We start from the raw sequence: 20462 nt of genomic DNA, 5'->3' as shown, positions 1-20462 counted from the left end.
GATTTTACAATTATGACAATAGTATAGACTATTGGAGTTAAAAATTTAGTTCCCATTGGCTTGGGGCACAAATGTGACACAGTTATTGAGCTATTGAGCAAAAACTTTGGTAAATTTAGGATTTGGGAGAGTTAAAGGTATCCTAACTGCAACAGCATAAACCAACCCTTGATCAGCAGGACATTCAGTTAAAAACTTTTTGCCATTAGCCATTAGGATTAAAATTTATTTCTGGATTATCAAAGGCTTAATTATTTTTCCTCAAACAAATAATATTATATGGCTCTACCCCTTGTCAAATTATCCATACTAGCCAAAGTTCCTCAGGCAACCAAAAAACTCGCCGTCTAGTCAGTTGGCGATTTTTGACCATAAACATCTACTCATTACTCAGCCTCACTTAAATAGTGATTATAGTGATTCTCAAAAGTAGCTGCTAGCTTTGCCAGATTTTATCATAAGCCTCTAACAGTTTCGGAGCTTGATATTGCCACTCCAGGATCTCCTCCATTCTGCGTCGCCCCTCGGCTCCGATCTTTTCTCTACCTTCAGGAGAATTTAGAAGCTCCAGAATTTTCTCGGCAAATTCCACCTCATCATTAGGCTTGGCATAAAGAGATGCTTCCTGTGCAGAACGTCTTCCCTCTCGCAAATCAAACTGGACAATTGCTTTTCCCATCGCCATGTATTCGAGGATTTTATTCATGGTGCAGTTTTCGTTATAAGTAGATGTTGGAGAGGGTTCTACACACACGTCGCAACTGGAAAGCCGCTCTAAAAGTTCTTCCCCTTGCTTAAACCCTGTAAATTCTACGAACTCAGTCACTTCTAACTCTTTAGATAAATCCTTGAGTTTTTCAGCAGCAGGTCCACTACCGATTAACATAAAGTGAATATCGGAGCGATTTTTTTTGTGGACAATGTAATCTACCATTCTCAGGAGATAATCAATTCCCTCTGGTTCGCCCATGACACCCATGTACCCTACCAAATACTTTCTACCTCTACGGTATTTGGGGTTTGGGGGCATTCGGCGAAAGCGCGAAAGGTCAGGCGCACTCCGAACTACAAAGACCTTCTCTGGTTTCTTGTGCCCACGGTTAAGAGCTACCTCTCGGTGTGACTCGTTCGTTGAAATTGCCATATCTGCTGTGGCATAGGTCAACCGTTCAGCCCAGCGTAATCCATGATAAAAAATATCGCGCCGTTGATACTTAGCTTCATACATCTCCGGACTGAGGTCATGATGATCAAAGATTATCCATGTGCCATGAAATAATTTAAACCATCCTGCTACTAAGAAAAGTAAATCCGGCGGATTACAAATATGTATAACATCAAAACCACGCTCTCGCCATACCCTTTTAGTTAGACGGAATTGCCAGTTTACCGCCCAACTGTACTCTCGGAGATAGCCAATGACCGAACTTTCTTCTGGTGGTAGAGGATGACGGTAGATGTGAATCTGTTCAATAACTTCGTAGTCTTTTTCAAAACCGTTACCTGTCGGTGAAATTACGGTAACTTCATACCCAGCTTTTTGCAAAGTAGTTGCTTCCATCCATACCCGCCGATCAAAGGGAACTGGCAGATTTTCAACGATAATTAGTACTTTCTTTGGTGATGCCATAATAATCTCAATTTTTAATTAGTTTAGTAAAACACTCACTTGTCAATTATAAAATCTACCTTACTTTGGGGAACTTTTAGTCATACTTGGCGAAACTGGGCTGAATAACCTACATATCTGCATACTCATAACTTACAGTTATTGGCTGTTTACACTCAATTGATCATCTGAATTTAACACTGAACGATATAAATCAAGGAAAGAAAGCCAGTGATTTTTGATATCAAGAGGAAAAACGCTTGTTCTCGCCTTATATCCCAGAGAAAGCCTCAGAGTCTCATTTTCAATCAAAGACTTAATGGCATCTGATAACTGCTGAACATTACCTGGATTAACGATTAATCCATTTTCAGATTGAGTAACTATTTCAGGTATACCTCCCACTGGTGTAACTATGACTGGTAACTCCCAAGCCATTGCTTCCAGCATTGCTAATGGAAGACCTTCATTGTAAGAGGGCAACACAAAAACATCTGCTTCAGTTAAAAGAATATCACGTTCATGTGGCCCGATCCACCCAGGCAATTTGATATAATCTTCTAGATTTAAAGTCGTAACTAAATTACGTGCTTGTTCTATCTCTCCATCTCCTGCCATAATCAGAGTAGATATATTTTTATGTTCAGTGGGCAAAAGACAAAAGGCTTCGATCAAATCAAATGCGCCTTTACGTTGACCAATTCGGCCTAAAAAAAGTAAGTTCGCTTTTTTAGATCCGGAACGGTGTGGAACTTCAGCAGGAATTTTTACTGGATTATAAAAAACTACAACTTGTTCAGGTTTCAGACCAAGATTTTCTATGTAGAAGCTTCTCCAACTTTCTGATAATACAATTAAGCGTTGACACTTGCAAAATATCCAACTTAGCAATTGCTGTATCCATTTTGCCAGATCAGCATAGAAAACATGAAATTGACTACCGTGAGCATGTAGAATTATCGGCTTGTGAAATACCCAAGCTAAAAGTACCATAATTGCCTGTCGGAAAACACTCCCGCGCTGTGAAATTTCAAGTTGAACAATATCAACTTCTTTGCTGATTAACATCCAGAAAAATTTACACATAGCTCTCAAAAATACCATGATTTTGATTGCTGTAGCTCCTTCTTGGTGAGTAATAATATGACATATATCAACTTCAGAAGGAGCATATTCCAAAAAAAGTTTCTCATAATTGGAAATGCCACCCTGCTGGAGTAAGCTAGGACCTAACAGGATAATCTTGAGAGTTTTAGTTCGGCACATAGGCTGTACTTTTTGAATAATTGGGCTTTCCTGGGTTAATGTATCAACAAAAGAATCAGAATTTATCATTGCTTTTCAAAGACCAAAGTAATTGCATGAAATCTTGTTAAAATCCGATTATTTTCTGCTTTATTGTAGAGTTGGAAGGTTTTTTTTAAAGATTCATTTTTCCTGCTCAGAAAGCGATTATAGCAATTTTTGTATGATATATATAATTGCGAAAGTTTTTTGGCAAGTTCTCTGCTATAAATTGGTCTTTTTTTGCTTCATGATTTTATCGTAAATTAAAGGGTTTAAGAACTTGCAATCTACATATAGCACCCATTTCAGTCGGGGTTTGTCTTGAGAAATCGCTCCACTTGGGGCAAAGCCCCAAGACCGCGTTTCTCGCTAAATCCCCGTCTGAAATGTCTAAAATGTTTGAATTTTGAATTTTGAATTTTGAATTTTGAATTTTCTTTCATGTTTCATTCTCACTGAGAAACATGCCGCCACATAAAGTATCCAAGTCAAACTATTCGATTCCAGTAAGTTAGATTCAGTAAGGCTAGCTAAAAATATATATGTCATATGCATAAGTGGCCAAATATCTAATGCGCTATTACTACTACGCATCCAAATGAATCCTTGCAGGTAACTGCGCCAAAATCCTAAGAAGAATAACCCTAACCCTAAAAGACCCAAATCAAGGCAAAGAGCCAGATAACCATTGTGGGGGTGGTTTGGAGTCCATCCAGCATTCAGCCAAATATAAGCAGATTCGCCATCCCATCCTTGCCAGAATCCGCCATAACCATAACCGAGCCAAGGATGTTTCCAAATCATATCGATTACTAATGGCCACAAATCTGTTCGACCCGTTAGTGTGGCATCTTTACCAACTGAAGTGAACACGACACTAGCGTTATTAGACAACCACAAATATAAACTTTGGCTGATAGTTGCCATCATTATTAGGGTTGGTACCATCACTGGGTATGGCCAACGCCAAATTTGAAAAGCAAAAAATGCCAATATTATAATTAATAGATTAAATAGAGATGAAGTCGAACCTGCAAGCAGTAAGAGTACTATTGACAAGCTAAACCCCCCCCAGAAAAGCCAACTACGTCTTTGACTTTGATAACCAAGGAGAAAAAAAACTATACTACTCGTTACCATCCTTCCTCCCAAACCGTTTTTGTGGGTGAATACTCCACGCCACAGTGGTTTACCAAGGTCGCTCTGTATCCCGTATTTAGGCAAGGCTAGAGCAAAAATGAAACTCAGTACTATAATAATTCCAAAAGTCCAAGCAAGTAAATAGAATTGCTGTTTTAAGCTGTATCGCGAAACAAAATACAGACCAAATAAACTGGAACCAATCAGGGTAAAAGTATTTTTTAATGTTGTTGAGGGTTCAAAAGACCAAATAATAGAAACAACTGCCAACATTAATAAAGAATAAAGGAAGATATCTTTATTCAAGACAAGGACATAAAGAGCTTTCTTCCAACGCAAAACTAGTAGTGATAAGGTAATTGCATAGATTACGAAATAAGCAACCCGAATCAAGGAGCTATCATATTCTACCAACTCATCCTGTCCGGCTCCTCCTGATAGGACGAGAGTTAAGATTGCCCCTGAATAAATTAGCAAGGCTACAACTGTGAATCCCTGCTCCGCATAAATTAGTAGTTTTCTCATAAATTAATTAACTTTTATTTTGCATATTCATTTTTTTATAATAAATTTCGGCTGTTTGAGCAGCAATATTTGACCAATTTAAATCTTCCTGACAACGAGCTAGTGCCGCAGTTTGCATGCGTTGTTGCAAGTTGCGATCGCTTAACAAACAAATTATCGCATCAGCTAGAGCTTTAACATCACGGGGTGGAACTAACAACCCATCTTTTTTATGCTGAACTATCTCACTCAATCCCCCTACCTCAGAAGCTACAATCAGCGTTCCCATTCCATAAGATAAAGCTGCCACACCACTTTGAGACGCTTCGATGTATGGCAGAACTGTTACTGTGCTGCGTTGAAATAGATTACCTACTTCTTCAATGGGGATAAAGCCATTAATAATCTCGTAGCGTTTTTCATCATAACCATTAGGGAAATACTGCCTGATGTTTTCTCCCCTTCCAGCAATAATCAGCTTGACTTCAGGTATACATTCAGCAATTAAGGGCATAGCCTCAAGTAAATATTTTAATCCCTTATAGGGCAAGATGCGCCCAAAAAATAGCAAGGTATATGGCTCACGGGCTTGAATATTTTGACTACCCCGACGCTGATACAAACTACCAAGTTCCCCATGAGGTAAAACATTGACTCGCTGTTCAGGTATACGAAATTGTTCAATTAAAATCTTTTTTAGTTGATAAGTATGGACAATCAATTGTTGGGAACGGTAGAAGGCAATACGCCTGGTATAATCGGAACCAAATACAGCAATTTTATCACCTGGGTGACGGAATATATCGTGGATAGTTGTCACCAATGGTGGCATCTTGTTAAGTAATAAAGTCCAATCGTACCAAGGATCGTTAGTTTCTTGCACATGTAAAACATCTGGCTGTATGTCTTTGATGATACCCATCATAGTGCCCATAGACAAGAGGTTGCGCGGGTCGCGAATCCGTGGTTTTTTAAAGCTAATGACGCGGATACTAGAATCAAGAACATTGCTACAGACATTTGACACTTTTTCCGGCTGAATTAGCGTTAAATCAACATATTTAACCAGACTGTTTGCTAGTTCAATCGTGTAATCTTCAAAGCAAAAATGTAATAAAGCAACTTTAATCATAATTAAAATTATATTCTAAATTAAATTATTTATTCCACAAATTTCGATGCCTTACTCTAGGATTTTATATTAAAAAATTACTGCTCTTTTAAAAGTTTCATCCACAAAAAACGAAACCCGCCAAAGGCACGAATACCGAGATAAATCACAAATAAACCATAGGCACAAGTTGCAATAATTAGAGTGTACATAAAGTCTAAGCTAATTTTTTCCAATAAAATGAATATAGGTAGCATCAAAAGGCATATTAATAAGGGTCGGCGCATAATTCGCCATAAATTTAACGAAAATAGGCGAGTATAGGTGAAGTAAATATACTGACTAAAACCAATAATAGTCATTAATAATGCCATTAATGCTGCACCTAATAACTGATATTGGGAAACTAATGCCACACCTCCCAAGCTTCCTAATGTAGTGGTAATAACCACTTCACGCAGGTTAATTATCTCAAAACCATTGGCTACAAGTACATAGGCCAGTGAGCGGATAAAGGGTAAAAAAACCAGTGCTATAGCACTTAAACGAAGTGCTAAATCTGCTTGAGCAAAGCTAGGATTATAGATCAAAATTAGTAAATCTTTACCAAAAAATAACAGCCCAATCAATAAGGGTAATGCCATAATTAGGAGAATTTCAATAACATTTTCAGCTATCTGCCTCTGTCTGTCCCGTCCTTGATCTACTGCCTTTGAAAATCTGGGAAACATTGCTAAAGTTATACTGTTAGCAATAATCGAAAAGGGTAGTAGCAATTGTGTTATTCCACCAAACAGACCCACTAAAAACTCATTTCCTAACAATGAAAGAATCAATATTTGAACTCTGCCATTGAGTACAGCTATTCCTTCAATAGCAAAAAATGTCCGTGCATTTTTAATTGTATTCAAAACAAAATTCCCATCAATCTGCCATTCTATTTTGACTAACCGGATGATGAAAATCCATTCAATTACTAAAATTAGCGTTTCCGAAAAACATAAAATCGCCCCCAGAGATTCAATTCCGTATTTCAGATGCATCGCCCAAATCATTATTATGACGCGGACGATGTACACTGGCACTGTAGAGATGGCAATCAGATGCATCTTTTCTTGAGCTTGAAAAATTGCCTCAGTGATGTTGGAAAGTGCAAAAGGAATGATTGTTAAGCCCATGATGTAGCAAATAGTCGAGGTTTTGGAGCTATAGGGAAGCAAAAATACTACAATTACCAACACCCCATAACTGAAAAAACTAAATATTAACTGTAGCCAAGTACCACTCATTAAATAAACTGGTGTTTTCTGTGGCTCACGAGCTAGTTCTCTGGTAAACAATGTCTTTAGCCCCTGTGAAGCAATGCCCACAAAGATAAAGTAGTAGCTATATGCTAGTAGATACTGTCCTAAAGCCTCAGCTCCTAGAGTACGAGCAATAGAAGCAGTTAATACAAAAGCTGTAATGCTTTGTGCTAACCGATTGACTATCATTGAGAGGGAATTACTTATGAATTTGTACTTTTCTACCATTCTTAAATTATTAATCAGCTTATTTCATTAATTTTGAATTCCCAATACCTATAAATCTCATAACTTACTTTTTCTAATATAGAGTTAGAAGTTTTTTGAGATGTTCCATACATACCAGTCATAGGAATCAAGAACGAAAGTGTATTTTCGTTTAGCTTCTATCATCGCACGTTTGAGTGTGCAACTCACCACAAAATTTCTTAACAAATCTTTTGGGTTGTAAATCCCAAAGCTTTTATCGCGCTTAGACACGTATTTTTTCAATCAGTAAAGTAGAAAAATCTAGATTTCACGCATGAAAAATTGTACTATTAAACTGCAATAGTTGTATTAATACCTAAACTGTATAGTTATTACTGTCCGGTATGGTTTGGTTTTTATTACCTTAGTAGGCACCTTCTTTTTTCAAAACTACCATAACTGTTTTGAGGAGAATTTCAAAGTCTAATCCAAGCGACCAATTTTCGATGTAGTTAAGATCAAGATTAATCACTTGTTCAAAATCTAAAATATCCGAGCGACCTGAGACTTGCCAAAGACCTGTAATACCAGGTAAAACTTCATGTCGGATAAAATGATGTTCAGAAAATTTATCAACATCTCTGGTAGGTAAAGGGCGAGGTCCTACTATACTCATTTCTCCAAAAATAACATTAAAAAGTTGAGGTAATTCGTCTAAGCTATAAAGTCTAAGAAATTTTCCAACACGGGTAACGCGAGGATCGTCTTTAATTTTAAAGATAATCCCATCTTTCGTTTCATTTAATGCTTCTAATTCTTTCTGCAATTTTTCCGCATCAGACCTCATAGTTCGGAATTTCCATACTTTAAACTGTTGCCCATGTAAACCTACACGAGTTTGTCTGTAAAATACTGTGCCGGGAGAGTCCAGTTTTATAGCTATAGCTATAGCTATATAAATAGGGAATGATAACATTACAAATAAAGTCGCGGAACAAAAATCACAAGTACGCTTGATCCAAAAATCTTTACCTGTAATTATCGGACAATCCAAACTCAGGCAAGGCATTCCTCCGATTTTATGAAATTCTACGTTTCTATAAATTGGTTTTAATTCCATCGGTAAAATATGTACTTGTATGCCCGATGCTTGAAATAACCAGCATAAAAACATTCTATTTTTTAGAGCATCCCAAGATATAAAAACTTCTGTTACACCTAATTGATTTAGTTGATTCAATGTTTGTTGACGTTGATATCTGTCTAATGAACTAGCATTCGCCGTTCCAGATACGATGTAGTGTTTTTCTTTTTTTATAAAGCTAGCAATCTGCTCATGATCTTGAGGATCGCAAATAATGAATACCGAAGAACGAACTACTTTTTTCTGCTTACGCAGATATTCAAGAGTAATGTTTATAGCATATCTCCCAGTACAGATAAATAATATACTCAACAACCAAGACAATAATATTAATCTTGGACGTGTAATATCAACAACTGGTTTATACAAAAAAGAAACAAGGAGTATTAATCCATGAGCGAAAGTTAGCGATTTGATAATATTGAAATAGTCGTAGCGTTTTTGACCTTCTCGATAAATACCTTCGATAGCTAACGATCCTATTTGAATCCCAATAGTTATTAAAATCGGTAAATAATTACTCGGTATATACCAAGTAAAATGCTCATAAGAAGACTGATATCCAGCTAAAATCCAAGCTAGGGATAAAAGAGTATAGTCTACTAAAAACAATGTTGTTAATCTCAGCCACCACGAACCCTTGCGTACTCTGACAAATCCAGATGCACGCAAATCCAAAGGTACTTCACTGAATTTATTTGTTGTAATGCTTTGATTACTCATAGTTAGGAACACTTGGTGTAGTTAAAATTTGATGCAAACTTATATAAGACAAGTGGGGTATCTCACATTTTTATTTCAAAGAAACCTGCCCTTTGTAGTCTACTATTAACCATTTTCTTCGGAGTAACTTTAAGTTCTTGATCAAAAGCATCATCCAGGATCGTTTGAGTGCGGTTACTACCCAGATATTTAGCTTTTGTTGGAGGGTAGAATCCAGTTTAGCCTGGAAATTTTGAGTTTTGATGCCAAAAAAGATTTTTTGCTGAGTTAACTTATAATTGAATAAAATTCCTGACATTATTAATGATTAAGCAGGTCAGGTAAAAATATTAGGATTTTTAATGTACGTCATAGATGAACTGAATGGCTACAGTTCTATTGCAGAGTTCCACTTCTATGAGACAATGATATTCCTTTCAAAATTACTCTAACATATTTACTTAGACTAATTCAGTTTTGCTTAGAAGCTTCATCTGTTTTCTTACGCATAATTACTGATTAACAAAACTTACACACACAACATATAACGAAAAGCATCAAAAAGTTGACTATTGTTACAAAACTTTACATAATCAATTTTCTATTAGACCTTAATTTATAAGTAATAAGCTGAGACTATTGATAATCAGCTTGATAAACTCAAAACCTCGCCTACTAAGGCTTGTATCTTACTAGGCAAGGATTTTAGGACTTTTATGTACACCGTAGCTAGTAGGGGAGGGGGCTAGGAGATTAGGTTTTTGATTAATGAATCGATGCTCTAGCTTACATTTTGGGCGGTAATTACCCGATGTTAATTCTCATGTTGTTAAGCTTTTGAAGCCCCAAAAGGGCAGTTCAGTTATCTTACCGACGGGACTGTTGTTTCTACCAGAAGAGTGAAGTTACACAAATAAAACCCACCTACGTAGCTTTCATGAAGTTAGCGTAATTCTTTAATAAAATAATATTACAACTTTACATTAATTTTATATATAAGGAAACAAAATGAAGATTCGGTAAGAATTATTTTTTAGTTCGGCGGATTTTACTAAAAAACGATAATGTACTTTTATAATCGATGAGGTTATGAGATGGGTTGATTAGAAACAAACACAAACTTATTTTTTAACTAAATGATGAAGGGCTTAATTAAATGCTTGTTGTTGGCTAAAATCAAAAATTAATTCTTTGGATTTAATTAGGATTTAGAGTTTCAATCAATAAAATATGGAGTAAAATTATGGTAGTCAGCAAATTCAATATAAATGGATTAGGCAGATTTTTGAACACACAAAAGTGGCGTTGGCTGACAAAGTTGCATCTAAATAATTTAAAAGTCAATCGGATTTTGCGACCCACAGATGATTCGGAAATAGGGAAAACGCAGGTAGAAGTAAAAATTTTATCTCTTTCAGAAAAAGATTATAGGAATTTTGTAAATTCCGATGTACTTAGTAAATACAATCAGCTAGGTTTTGTCCATTCCAAGCCTCTTGAATACCTCACAACAATGACTCTGTTAGATTTGAAAGAAGGCGATCAAATATTAGATGCTGCCGGGGGTGAAAAAGCTGAATATATCAAGGCTTTAATGGCGGTTTGTGACTTTAAATTGACTGCTTACTGTCAAGACTCTTTATTAGATGGAAAAGCCGCAGATGGAATTAAATACATTGGTGGCTCTATTGATGCAATCCCTCTCCCAGATGAATCTTTAGATGGAATTAGCTGTCATCACTCTTTTGAGCATTTTCGAGATGATTTGGATATTGAGTTTATTAAAGAGGCAGTACGTTTATTGAGAGTGGGCAGAAAACTTGTAATTGCACCACTATTTCTAGCTAACGAGTATGCAGAAATCTGGAATAATAAACAGATTCAGAAGTCCAATGTTGAAACAGCGCTCACAATTTTTGACAATACTGCAACCTTTGCTGGATGGGGTCCATATGAAGGCTTTGCCAGAACTTATAGTCCGGCTGCGTTTAAAGCAAGAATTATTGACAATTTACCGAGCAATTGTCAGGCAAAAATTTACAAAGTTTTTGTAGATGGAAAACCCGTGCCAGATATCAAGAAAAATTATCATCAACCTCTGCTCAATTCGGAAATGAAGGTACTGGTAATAACTAAAAATTAGACGCCAACTTTTGAGTTTAGTAAGTTTGATCTTGGTATGTGAGAGTTAGTGGTATTTCTCTCATTTTCTATAGATTGGGGTCTATATTCGCTCACATCCACTTTTGTCTAAACTTCAGTTGAAGTGCTTTGATGTTTAATTAGGATCAAAGTACAATTGTATTAAACACGATCGCTACTTTGCTAGTGGATGACTCCGGACAATTGATAGATCGACTGAAACTTATATAGAAAATGCAGATAAATAATAGCCAGACTTCGGAATATAAACAAAATATTCCGTTAGATACTTTAACTCACATCATCGGCACTCAAGTTTTACAGGAATGGAATGACATTCAAGCAGTTGATCAGCAGGATCTATGCATCCATCAGATGTTTGAGATCCAAGTTGAGCGATCGCCTCAAGCCATTGCTGTAGTATGTGAAAATACACACCTGACTTATCGGCAGTTAAACCAACGGGCGAATCAGTTAGCGCACCACTTACGTACTTTAGGCGTTGGGCCGGAAGTACTTGTGGGCATTTGCGTGGAGCGTTCCTTGGAGATGATTGTCGGGTTGCTGGGAATTCTCAAAGCTGGAGGTGCTTATGTGCCTTTAGATCCGGCATATCCTTCAGAACGTTTAGCTTTCATCTTGGACGACACGCAGACACCAGTATTGTTAACCCAAGAAAAATTGGTCAAGAACTTGCCACCGCATCAGGCGCAAGTAATTTGTCTGGACTCAAACTGGCAAGGGAATATCCGAAATAGTCAGGAAAACCCGGTAAATGAGACGACAACTGATAATCTCATCTACGTAATTTACACATCTGGTTCTACAGGACAGCCCAAGGGTGTAATGATCCCTCACCGGGGAATCTGCAATCAACTCTACTGGAAGCAAACAACCTTTGGATTAACTCAGGCAGACAAAGTTTTACTGACTATTTCGTTTAGCTTTGATCCCTCAGTGTGGCAGATATTCTGGCCATTGTGCTTCGGGGGGCAATTGTTCATGGCTCGGCCAGGTGGACATCAAGATACTGCCTACCTTGTGAAGGTGATTACTGAGCAGCAAATCACCGTCCTAGCCTTAGTGCCTTCCATACTCCGTATCTTACTGGAAGAGAAGGGAATTGAAAATTGCCGATTCATCAGGCACATTACCTGCGGTGGTGAAGCTTTACCTGGCGAACTCATAGAGCGCTTTTTTGCCCAACTTAATTTGGACAATGTTCTGCATAATTGCTATGGCCCAACAGAAGCTTCCATTGATACCACTTTCTGGAGTTGCCAGCGCGGTACTAATTATGCCATTGCTCCCATTGGTCGCCCCATTACGAATGCAGAGATTCACATCCTCGATGAAAATTTGCAGCCTGTACCTATTGGTGAATCAGGTGAACTGCACATTGGCGGTATTAGTCTAGCGCGAGGTTATCTGAACCGTCCAGAATTGACCTTAGATAAGTTCATTTTTAACCCTTTTAGCTCTGAAAGAGGGGCACGCCTTTACAAAACTGGGGACTTGGCACGTTATTTAAGTGATGGTAATATCGAATTCCTTGGTCGCATTGACCACCAAGTAAAAATTCGTGGCTTCCGAATTGAATTGGGAGAAATTGAAGCTATATTAGGTCAACATCCGGCACTGACACAGACTTTAGTCATCGCTAGAGAGGATGTTCCTGGGGACAAGCAACTCGTGGCTTATGTTGTTGCCAGTCCAGAGCAAATTCCTAGCCAGGTTGAATTACGTCGGTTTTTGTCAACTCGGCTACCTGAATACATGGTGCCTAGTTTCTTTGTACTTTTGGACACCCTACCATTAAATCCCAATGGTAAAATAGACCGCCGCGCCTTGCCTGCACCGGATACATTTACTCTTGAGCTGTCAACTAACTTTGTTCCACCTCAGAATTCGACACAAGAAGTCTTAGCTAGCATCTGGGCGAAAGTTTTGCGTCTGGAACAAGTAGGCATCCACGACAATTTTTTTGAATTGGGAGGTCATTCACTGCTGGCCACTCAAGTTATGTCTAGGGTTCGCCAAGTGTTTCGGATAGAAATACCGTTGCAACTCTTATTTGAGAATCCCACGATCGCTACTTTAGCTGAAGCGATGCCTACGGCAACCCGAAGCGGGAACGCTCAAAACCAGACTCAAGAAGATGATCCCCAAAATCAGACTATTCTCCAAATAGCCAACCGGGAGTCAGCCCCTTTATCCTTTGCCCAGCAGCGAGTCTGGTTTTTGGAGCAGTTGCAACCCAACAGCCGAGCATATATCCTCTCGAATGCACAGCGCTTAACGGGCAAGTTAAATGCGGCTGTATTGCAACAGTCACTAGATGCGATCGTTATCCATCACGAGGCACTACGAACAAACTTTATCACATCAGTTGATGGTAGCCCCATACAAGTAATTGGCATGCCTCGGCCAGTGGAACTCAAAATGATTCAGGTAAGACAGGAGCAAGTTGAATGTCTGCTAAATCAAGAGGCACAACGCCCCTTCAACTTAGAATCTGACTTGATGCTGCGAGCTACTTTGCTGCAAGTAGACGAACAGGAGCATATACTCTTGTTAGTAATGCATCACATTGCCTCAGATGGCTGGTCAATAGGCATTCTCTGGCAGCAGTTAGCAGCCGTTTATGAAGCCTTTTTGAGCGGTAAGCCTTCCCCCCTGCCAAAATTGCCCATTCAGTATGCGGATTTTGCTGTCTGGCAGCAGCAATGGCTATCAGGTGAGGTACTTTCGGGCCAAATCAACTACTGGAAAACTCAGTTAGCAGGTGCTAATACTGTATTAGAATTACCAACTGACCGACCACGGCCACCAGTCCAAACTGACCGGGGATCGGTGCAATCCCTGATACTACCGCAGACTTTGAGTGCATCCCTAAAAGAACTCTCGCATCAGAAAGGTGTCACCCTATTCATGACATTGCTGGCAGCTTTTGGGACAATACTGCATCGCTACACTGGGCAAGAAGATATTCTCATCGGTTCTCCGATTGCTGGACGTAACCGTTCTGAGATTGAAGGATTAATCGGATTTTTCATTAACACCGTTGTTTTACGGACTGATTTTGTCGGCAACCCCAGTTTTAGTTCAGTGCTAAATCGAGTTCGCCAGATGGCATTAGATGCTTATGCTCATCAAGATATGCCCTTTGAGAAACTGGTAGAAGAACTGCACCCAGAGCGAGATACCAGTCGCAACCCACTGTTTCAAGTGTGGTTTAATATGCTCAACTTCAGGGACATTCAACTGGAACTACCTGGAGTGGCTATAGAACCAGTCTCGATGTTAGAAACAGCTTCCAAGTTCGACTTAACCTTGTACGTTACAGAACAAAACCAAGGAATCAAACTTGATTTAGTCTACAACACCGATCTGTTTACTTCAGAGCGGATGATGGAAATGCTTCATCAATTCCATCACTTGCTGAATCAAATTGTTGCTGCTCCAGAGAGGCAGATTAGTTTATATTCCCTTGTCACATCAGAAGCGCGACCTTTGCTGCCTGAGCCAACGGTGGTTTTGCCAGAACCACGGTATGAATTGGCGACAACAATGTTTACCTCTTGGGTAAATCGCACCCCGGAACATTCATCAATCCGTCAAGGATTTCGCACTTGGAACTATGGGGAATTGAGCAAAATAGCTCAAACCTTAGCACAGGTTATGTTGTCTTTGGGAGTGGAGCGAGGAGATGTCGTGGCCGTGTTTGGGACACGCAGCTTTGGACTGATTGCCAGTATGGTTGGCGTACTCTTGAGTGGCGGTGTGCTACTCACCATCGATCCCAAACTTCCCAGCGATCGCCAGCGACTGATGCTACAGTCAGCTAAAGCCAAATATATATTATATATTGATGGTCAGCGTCCAGAAAATGAAAAAATATGGGATTCTTTAACTATCATCTGTGTAAACCCAGACACAGGAGAAGCCATAAATTCATTCAAAAAGAGCATTCAAGCAGTAAACCTGCCTGAAATTGTTGCTGACGATCCAGCTTATATTTTCTTTACTTCCGGGACAACTGGTGTACCTAAAGGGGTGCTGGGGTGTCACAAAGGGTTGGCGCATTTTCTGAACTGGCAACGGCAGACCTTTGAAATTAATCAGCAAGACCGCGTTGCTCAATTAACTGGTCTTTCCTTTGATGTCGTCCTCAGAGATATTTTCTTACCTTTGACTAGTGGTGCAACCCTATGTTTACCAGAAGAAGGGGATAACTTAGAACCAACTAAAATTCTGCGTTACCTGGAAAATGAGCAAATTTCTGTACTTCACACAGTTCCTTCATTGGCGCAATTATGGTTAGCCAATGTGCCGTCAGGAGTTTCATTACGTAACTTACGCTGGTTGTTCTTGGCTGGAGAACCTCTGAAGGAAACACTTGTACTTCGGTGGCGCGATGCTTTTCCAGAATCAGGTGAAATTGTTAATCTCTATGGCCCGACAGAGACAACTTTGGCTAAATGTTATTACCGAGTACCTGTTGAGTGTCCACCAGGAGTACAGCCAGTAGGATTGCCGCTTCCTCAAACCCAAGCACTAGTTTTCACACCAAATCACCAACCGTGCGGCATCGGTGAACCGGGCGAGATTGTGATCCGAACTCCATTCCGCAGTTTGGGCTACATTAATGCTCAAGAAGAAAACCGTTCTCGGTTTGTCAAGAACCCTTTTCGGAACGATCAACAAGATTGGCTTTATTATACAGGCGATCGCGGCTGCTATCGTCCAGATGGCTCTCTAGAAATTCTCGGTCGCCGAGATCATCAAGTCAAGATCCGTGGGATACGCATTGAGCTAGGGGAAATTGAAACGGTATTAGCCCAACACCCAGACGTACTCCAGACTGTAGTCATTGCCCGTGAAGATGTTCCCGGCGATCAACGTTTGGTGGCTTACATTATACCGAATCAGAAGTCAGCAACTACGATTAGTGATATCCGGCGTTTCCTCTCGACAAAGTTGCCACAGTACATGCTACCTTCGGCTTTTGTCTTGCTGGACACCATGCCATTAACCCCCAACGGCAAGGTAGACCGCCGCGCCCTACCTGCACCAGACTTATCCAGGCAAGAGCCAGAAGCCACCTTTGTTGCTCCCCGCAACGAGGTGGAACGCCAGCTAATACAAATTTGGGAACAAATTTTAGGTGTCCAGCCTATCGGTGTCAGAGACAACTTCTTTGAGCTAGGGGGACACTCCATATTAGCGGTAAAACTGTTTTGGCAAATTGAGAAGACATTTAGTAAAAATCTACCTCTTGCCATTCTCTTCCACTCAGGTACCGTAGAGGCTCTAGCCAAAATAATCTGCCAAGAAGAAGATATAACAAGAAACTTGGCTTTAGTAAATACCTTAAACAAATCAAAATCTAGCTGGTCATCCCTAGTAGAAATTCAACCCAACGGTTCCAAACCACCTTTTTTCTGTATTCACGGACTGGGTGGAGAAGTGTTGTGTTTCCGTGAATTGGCACTGCATCTGGGTTCAGAGCAACCCTTCTATGGACTACAGCCACAAGGACTAGATGGAAAACAGCCTTTCCATAGGCGGGTTGAAGACATGGCAACTCACTACATTCAAGAAATTCAGACCCTTCAGCCCAATGGCCCTTATTTTCTGGGAGGTTATTCTTTTGGGGGTGTAGTTGCTTTCGAGATGGCTCGGCAACTCCAAGAGCAAGGCGAAGAAGTTGGTATTCTAGTTATGCTTGATAGTTGTCGTCTAGGTTATAGCTGGCGGGCGTCATTTCTCAAGCGGATTTTTTTGCATTTAAATAATATTATTCAACAAGGGCCTAGCTACCTTTGGCAAAAGGCCGTGAAATGGAGCTATTGGCGGAAGCAGCATCTCGAAAATAGATATAACCGTTACGTGGAAGAAGTACTTGATTTACCTGGAACTGACAAGCACTTAAAAATTATTGATGCTAACACTCAAGCCATCAGTGAATATATCTTTTCACCTTATTTTGGTCAAGCTATCCTCTTGCGGACAGAAGATCAAAATCGGGACGAAGCTATAGGCACAGAATACGATCCTCAATTCGGCTGGGGCGACCTAGTGCCTGAAGGATTAGATATCCATTACCTTCCTGGATCTCATCTTGACATACTTAAGGAACCCAACGTACAGATGTTGGCCGAAATCTTGAGAAATTGCTTAACTCAGGCGCAGTCTCCAAAGAATTAATGGTACGAGCGTCACCCGAAGGGTATCAACTCAGCCCTGCTGGGTTGTTTTGCTATTTCTTAGTCTAAAAACTAATTGGGAGAATAATGGAAAAATGCTTGCTAGTGGTAAGTACGATGAGATAATTAGTCTGTGGAACAGGAATAGTGATGTAGCGGTTCTCGCTTGAGTAGGTACTGAACCCCACCCCCAACCCCCTCCCCGCAAGCGAGGAGGGGGCTATGATATCCCTCATCTGATAGTCGAATAAGCTGTTGCGTATTTAATTTGTATATTGGACGCGGGCAAGATGCCCGCACTACAATATTTTTGGGTTTTCGTGTTATACAATTTAGCTGCACATCAACTTAACCAAAAGACGTGACCGATTTAATAATGTGATGAATCTTGCTAGTGTCACAGATTGAACAGAGGTAATTATTGTGGCACTGAAAGCTCGAATGACTGTCGTTTTTAGATTTTAAGTTGGTAAGCAATCCACAATCTACTGATGCTATATAGACGATTTGGACGCACAGAATTACAGATGCCAGTGTTTTCCTGCGGTGGCATGAGATATCAGTTCAAATGGCAGGATGTTCCCAATAATGAAATTCCTGCTGATAACCAGGCGAATCTGGAAGCCACTATTAGAAGGGCTGTCGAGGTTGGGATTAATCATATTGAAACTGCCCGTGGTTATGGCACTTCCGAAATGCAATTGGGAAGAATATTGCCCAACTTTGCCCGTGAAAAGTTGATTGTTCAGACTAAAATCAACCCACAGGCAGATGCGAAAGAATTCCGCGAGACATTTGAAAAATCACTACGAAATCTCCAGCTAGATTACGTTGATTTGCTGGGGTTGCACGGCATCAATCATGATGAGTCATTAGACTACAGCATCCGTCCTGGTGGCTGTTTGGAAGTAGCCCAGCAGTTGCAAGCTGAGGGAAAAGTTAGATTTATTGGCTTTTCCACACACGGTTCAACAGATATGATTGTGCAGACAATTAATACCAATCAATTTGATTACGTGAACCTGCACTGGTACTACATTAATCAATGGAATTGGGCGGCAATTGAAGCAGCTAAACGCCATGATATGGGGGTGTTTATTATTAGCCCATCTAATAAAGGAGGTTTGTTGTATGAACCTCCACAAAAATTAGTCAATCTTTGCGCCCCTTTGAGTCCAATGGTATTTAATGATTTGTTTTGTTTGAGTCATCAAGAGGTGCATACTCTGAGCTTGGGAGCAGCAAAACCAGAAGATTTTGATGAACATCTGAAGACTTTAGAATTAGTAGATCGAGCATCGTCAATTTTGCCACCAATTTTAGCAAGGTTGGAATCAGAAGCGATCGCTACTTTGGGAGAAGATTGGGTAAAATCTTGGCAGACAAATCTACCAACCTTTGATCAAACCCCTGGTGAGGTCAATATTCCGGTGATTTTGTGGCTGCGGAATCTAGCGATCGCCTACGATCTGGTAGACTATGCCAAAATGCGCTACAACCTGCTTGGTAATGCTGACCACTGGTTCCCCGGCAACAAAGCTGATCGACTAGATGAATTAAACTTGCGGCAATGTCTCGCCGGCAATCCCCACGCTGATAAAATCCCCCAACTTCTGGAACAAGCCCATCAGATGTTGGCGGGTGCAGAAGTGAAGCGATTGTCTCAGAGTTGAGGATTAGAAACTTAGTATATTTGATGATATACTAAGTGACTACATCTCAATAGTTAGTTAATTAAGTTGGCTAACAAAAATGAAATCTCTATTTTCGCAACATTCAAAACAAATAGAATTACCTCTACAGTTAGTAACTTATCAAAATAAATTCGCATTCATCGATCTATTTGCTGGTATTGGTGGATTTAGAATTGCTTTACAAAAACTCGGTGGTCAATGCTTAGGCTATTCTGAAATAGACAAACAAGCTATAAAAGTTTATCAACAAAATTTTATCAGCTACTTAAACAAAGATGAAATTGAATTAGGAGATATAACAAAAATTACTGAACTTCCTTCTCATGTTGATATAGTGGTTGGTGGTGTTCCGTGTCAACCTTGGTCAGTCGCAGGTCGTTTAAAGGGATTTGAAGATCCAAGAGGAAAGTTATGGTTTGATGTAATTCGACTAGTCAATAAAAATAAACCTAAAGGCTTTATATTTGAAAATGTCAGTGGATTAGCAAGCCCGAAAAATATAGATAATTTGGAACTCATTGTACATGAATTGGAAAGCATCGGATATTGTGTTAAATGGAAAGTCCTCAATGCTTATGATTTTGGTTTACCTCAAAATAGAGAGAGAGTTTTTATTGTTGGAATTAGAAATGATCTGGAAAAATGCCAAGAGTATAAATTTCCTATTCCTTTGAACATTCATCCAAAAGTTTTCGATATATTAGATGATATTAAATCTGCAAAACTTATTGAAAAAGTCAAGTTAGATCGACATACCTTATTTAAAGGTATGATTCCACCATCAAGAACTAGATTTCAAAAAGATGATGAATTAAATGATTTCTTTATTTTTTCTGATTTAAGAAATGGACATACAACAATTCACTCTTGGGATATTATAGAAACCAGTGATAGAGAAAAAATGATTTGCTTAACTCTTCTAAAAAATAGAAGAAGTAAAAAATATGGAGATAAAGATGGTAATCCCTTATCTTTTGATAATTTTAAACAAATAATATCTGATATAGAGATAAATGAATTAAATGAACTAGTCGAAAAAGGAATATTCCGATTAACTGCTGATCATAAGTATGAATTTGTTAATTCTAAAAATATGACAGGTATTAATGATATTTATAGAATTATTTTACCTACTGCTGATATTATGCCAACTTTAACTGCTACTGGCGCTAAAGATTATATAGCTACAGTATCAATTCATGCTAGTCATCCACAGGAATATAAAAATATTTTCTTAGAAAAAATTTATAACCAGAAAAAGTTCATCCCAATCACGGCGAAACACGCTTGCAAATTACAAGGTTTTCCTAGAAATTTTGAATATCACGAAAAAGACGATATTGCCAAAAAACAGTTTGGTAATGCTGTTCCTGTTCCTGTTGTTGAGTATGTAGCTAAAGAGTTGCTAAGTATTCTTGATATTTAAA

At 39.2% G+C, this 20462-nt stretch carries 11 protein-coding genes; 4 read left to right on the top strand and 7 right to left on the bottom strand.

Features of this window, described 5'->3' with window-relative positions:
* Positions 1–90 precede the first annotated feature (90 nt).
* From V7K27_RS09970 to V7K27_RS09940, 7 genes are all read right to left on the bottom strand, one after another.
* A complete protein-coding gene (locus tag V7K27_RS09970; RefSeq protein ID WP_334946634.1) occupies positions 91–213 on the bottom strand; it encodes a hypothetical protein in 123 nt (40 codons plus the stop codon).
* 223 nt (positions 214–436) lie between these two features.
* The gene (locus tag V7K27_RS09965) at positions 437–1630 is read right to left on the bottom strand and encodes a glycosyltransferase family 4 protein (protein WP_334946632.1); all 1194 of its coding nucleotides are present in this window, start codon (positions 1628–1630) and stop codon (positions 437–439) included.
* A 138-nt stretch (positions 1631–1768) separates the two neighbouring features.
* Positions 1769–2944 (bottom strand): glycosyltransferase family 4 protein, encoded by a 1176-nt coding sequence (locus V7K27_RS09960; protein WP_334946630.1) that lies wholly within the window; start codon positions 2942–2944, stop codon positions 1769–1771.
* 342 nt (positions 2945–3286) lie between these two features.
* Positions 3287–4561 carry an O-antigen ligase family protein gene (locus V7K27_RS09955; protein WP_334946628.1) on the bottom strand — a complete coding sequence of 425 codons (1275 nt, stop codon included), beginning with the start codon at positions 4559–4561 and terminating at the stop codon, positions 3287–3289.
* Between the two features lie 7 nt (positions 4562–4568).
* Complete coding sequence (locus V7K27_RS09950; protein ID WP_334946626.1) at positions 4569–5672, bottom strand: glycosyltransferase family 4 protein; 1104 nt, start codon at positions 5670–5672, stop codon at positions 4569–4571.
* 77 nt (positions 5673–5749) lie between these two features.
* The gene (locus V7K27_RS09945; protein ID WP_334946624.1) at positions 5750–7183 is read right to left on the bottom strand and encodes an oligosaccharide flippase family protein; all 1434 of its coding nucleotides are present in this window, start codon (positions 7181–7183) and stop codon (positions 5750–5752) included.
* Positions 7184–7568: 385 nt separating this feature from the next.
* Positions 7569–9011: a sugar transferase gene (locus tag V7K27_RS09940; protein WP_334946622.1), complete on the bottom strand. Its 1443-nt coding sequence runs from the start codon at positions 9009–9011 to the stop codon at positions 7569–7571.
* Positions 9012–10233: 1222 nt separating this feature from the next.
* On the opposite strand from V7K27_RS09940, the gene V7K27_RS09935 reads away from it, so the two are divergent.
* From V7K27_RS09935 to V7K27_RS09920, 4 genes are all read left to right on the top strand, one after another.
* Positions 10234–11133: a class I SAM-dependent methyltransferase gene (locus tag V7K27_RS09935; RefSeq protein WP_334946620.1), complete on the top strand. Its 900-nt coding sequence runs from the start codon at positions 10234–10236 to the stop codon at positions 11131–11133.
* A gap of 233 nt (positions 11134–11366) precedes the next feature.
* On the top strand, positions 11367–17342 hold the full coding sequence (locus V7K27_RS09930) for an amino acid adenylation domain-containing protein (protein WP_334946618.1): 5976 nt from the start codon (positions 11367–11369) through the stop codon (positions 17340–17342).
* Positions 17343–17832: 490 nt separating this feature from the next.
* Positions 17833–19014: an aldo/keto reductase gene (locus V7K27_RS09925; RefSeq protein ID WP_334946616.1), complete on the top strand. Its 1182-nt coding sequence runs from the start codon at positions 17833–17835 to the stop codon at positions 19012–19014.
* Between the two features lie 79 nt (positions 19015–19093).
* The gene (locus tag V7K27_RS09920; RefSeq protein ID WP_334946614.1) at positions 19094–20461 is read left to right on the top strand and encodes a DNA cytosine methyltransferase; all 1368 of its coding nucleotides are present in this window, start codon (positions 19094–19096) and stop codon (positions 20459–20461) included.
* Position 20462: the final 1 nt, after the last annotated feature.

It is taken from the genome of Nostoc sp. (assembly GCF_036919575.1).
In the GTDB taxonomy this organism is placed as follows: Bacteria; Cyanobacteriota; Cyanobacteriia; order Cyanobacteriales; family Nostocaceae; genus Nostoc.
Note: the sequence above shows the minus strand (reverse complement) of the source record. Positions and strands in the feature narration are given on the sequence as shown.

Coding starts and splice junctions, on each gene's coding strand:
- V7K27_RS09970 (WP_334946634.1), bottom strand. CDS start 213: ATGGCTAATGGCAAAAAGTTTTTAACTGAATGTCCTGCTGATCAAGGG.
- V7K27_RS09965 (WP_334946632.1), bottom strand. CDS start 1,630: ATGGCATCACCAAAGAAAGTACTAATTATCGTTGAAAATCTGCCAGTT.
- V7K27_RS09960 (WP_334946630.1), bottom strand. CDS start 2,944: ATGATAAATTCTGATTCTTTTGTTGATACATTAACCCAGGAAAGCCCA.
- V7K27_RS09955 (WP_334946628.1), bottom strand. CDS start 4,561: ATGAGAAAACTACTAATTTATGCGGAGCAGGGATTCACAGTTGTAGCC.
- V7K27_RS09950 (WP_334946626.1), bottom strand. CDS start 5,672: ATGATTAAAGTTGCTTTATTACATTTTTGCTTTGAAGATTACACGATT.
- V7K27_RS09945 (WP_334946624.1), bottom strand. CDS start 7,183: ATGGTAGAAAAGTACAAATTCATAAGTAATTCCCTCTCAATGATAGTC.
- V7K27_RS09940 (WP_334946622.1), bottom strand. CDS start 9,011: ATGAGTAATCAAAGCATTACAACAAATAAATTCAGTGAAGTACCTTTG.
- V7K27_RS09935 (WP_334946620.1), top strand. CDS start 10,234: ATGGTAGTCAGCAAATTCAATATAAATGGATTAGGCAGATTTTTGAAC.
- V7K27_RS09930 (WP_334946618.1), top strand. CDS start 11,367: ATGCAGATAAATAATAGCCAGACTTCGGAATATAAACAAAATATTCCG.
- V7K27_RS09925 (WP_334946616.1), top strand. CDS start 17,833: ATGCTATATAGACGATTTGGACGCACAGAATTACAGATGCCAGTGTTT.
- V7K27_RS09920 (WP_334946614.1), top strand. CDS start 19,094: ATGAAATCTCTATTTTCGCAACATTCAAAACAAATAGAATTACCTCTA.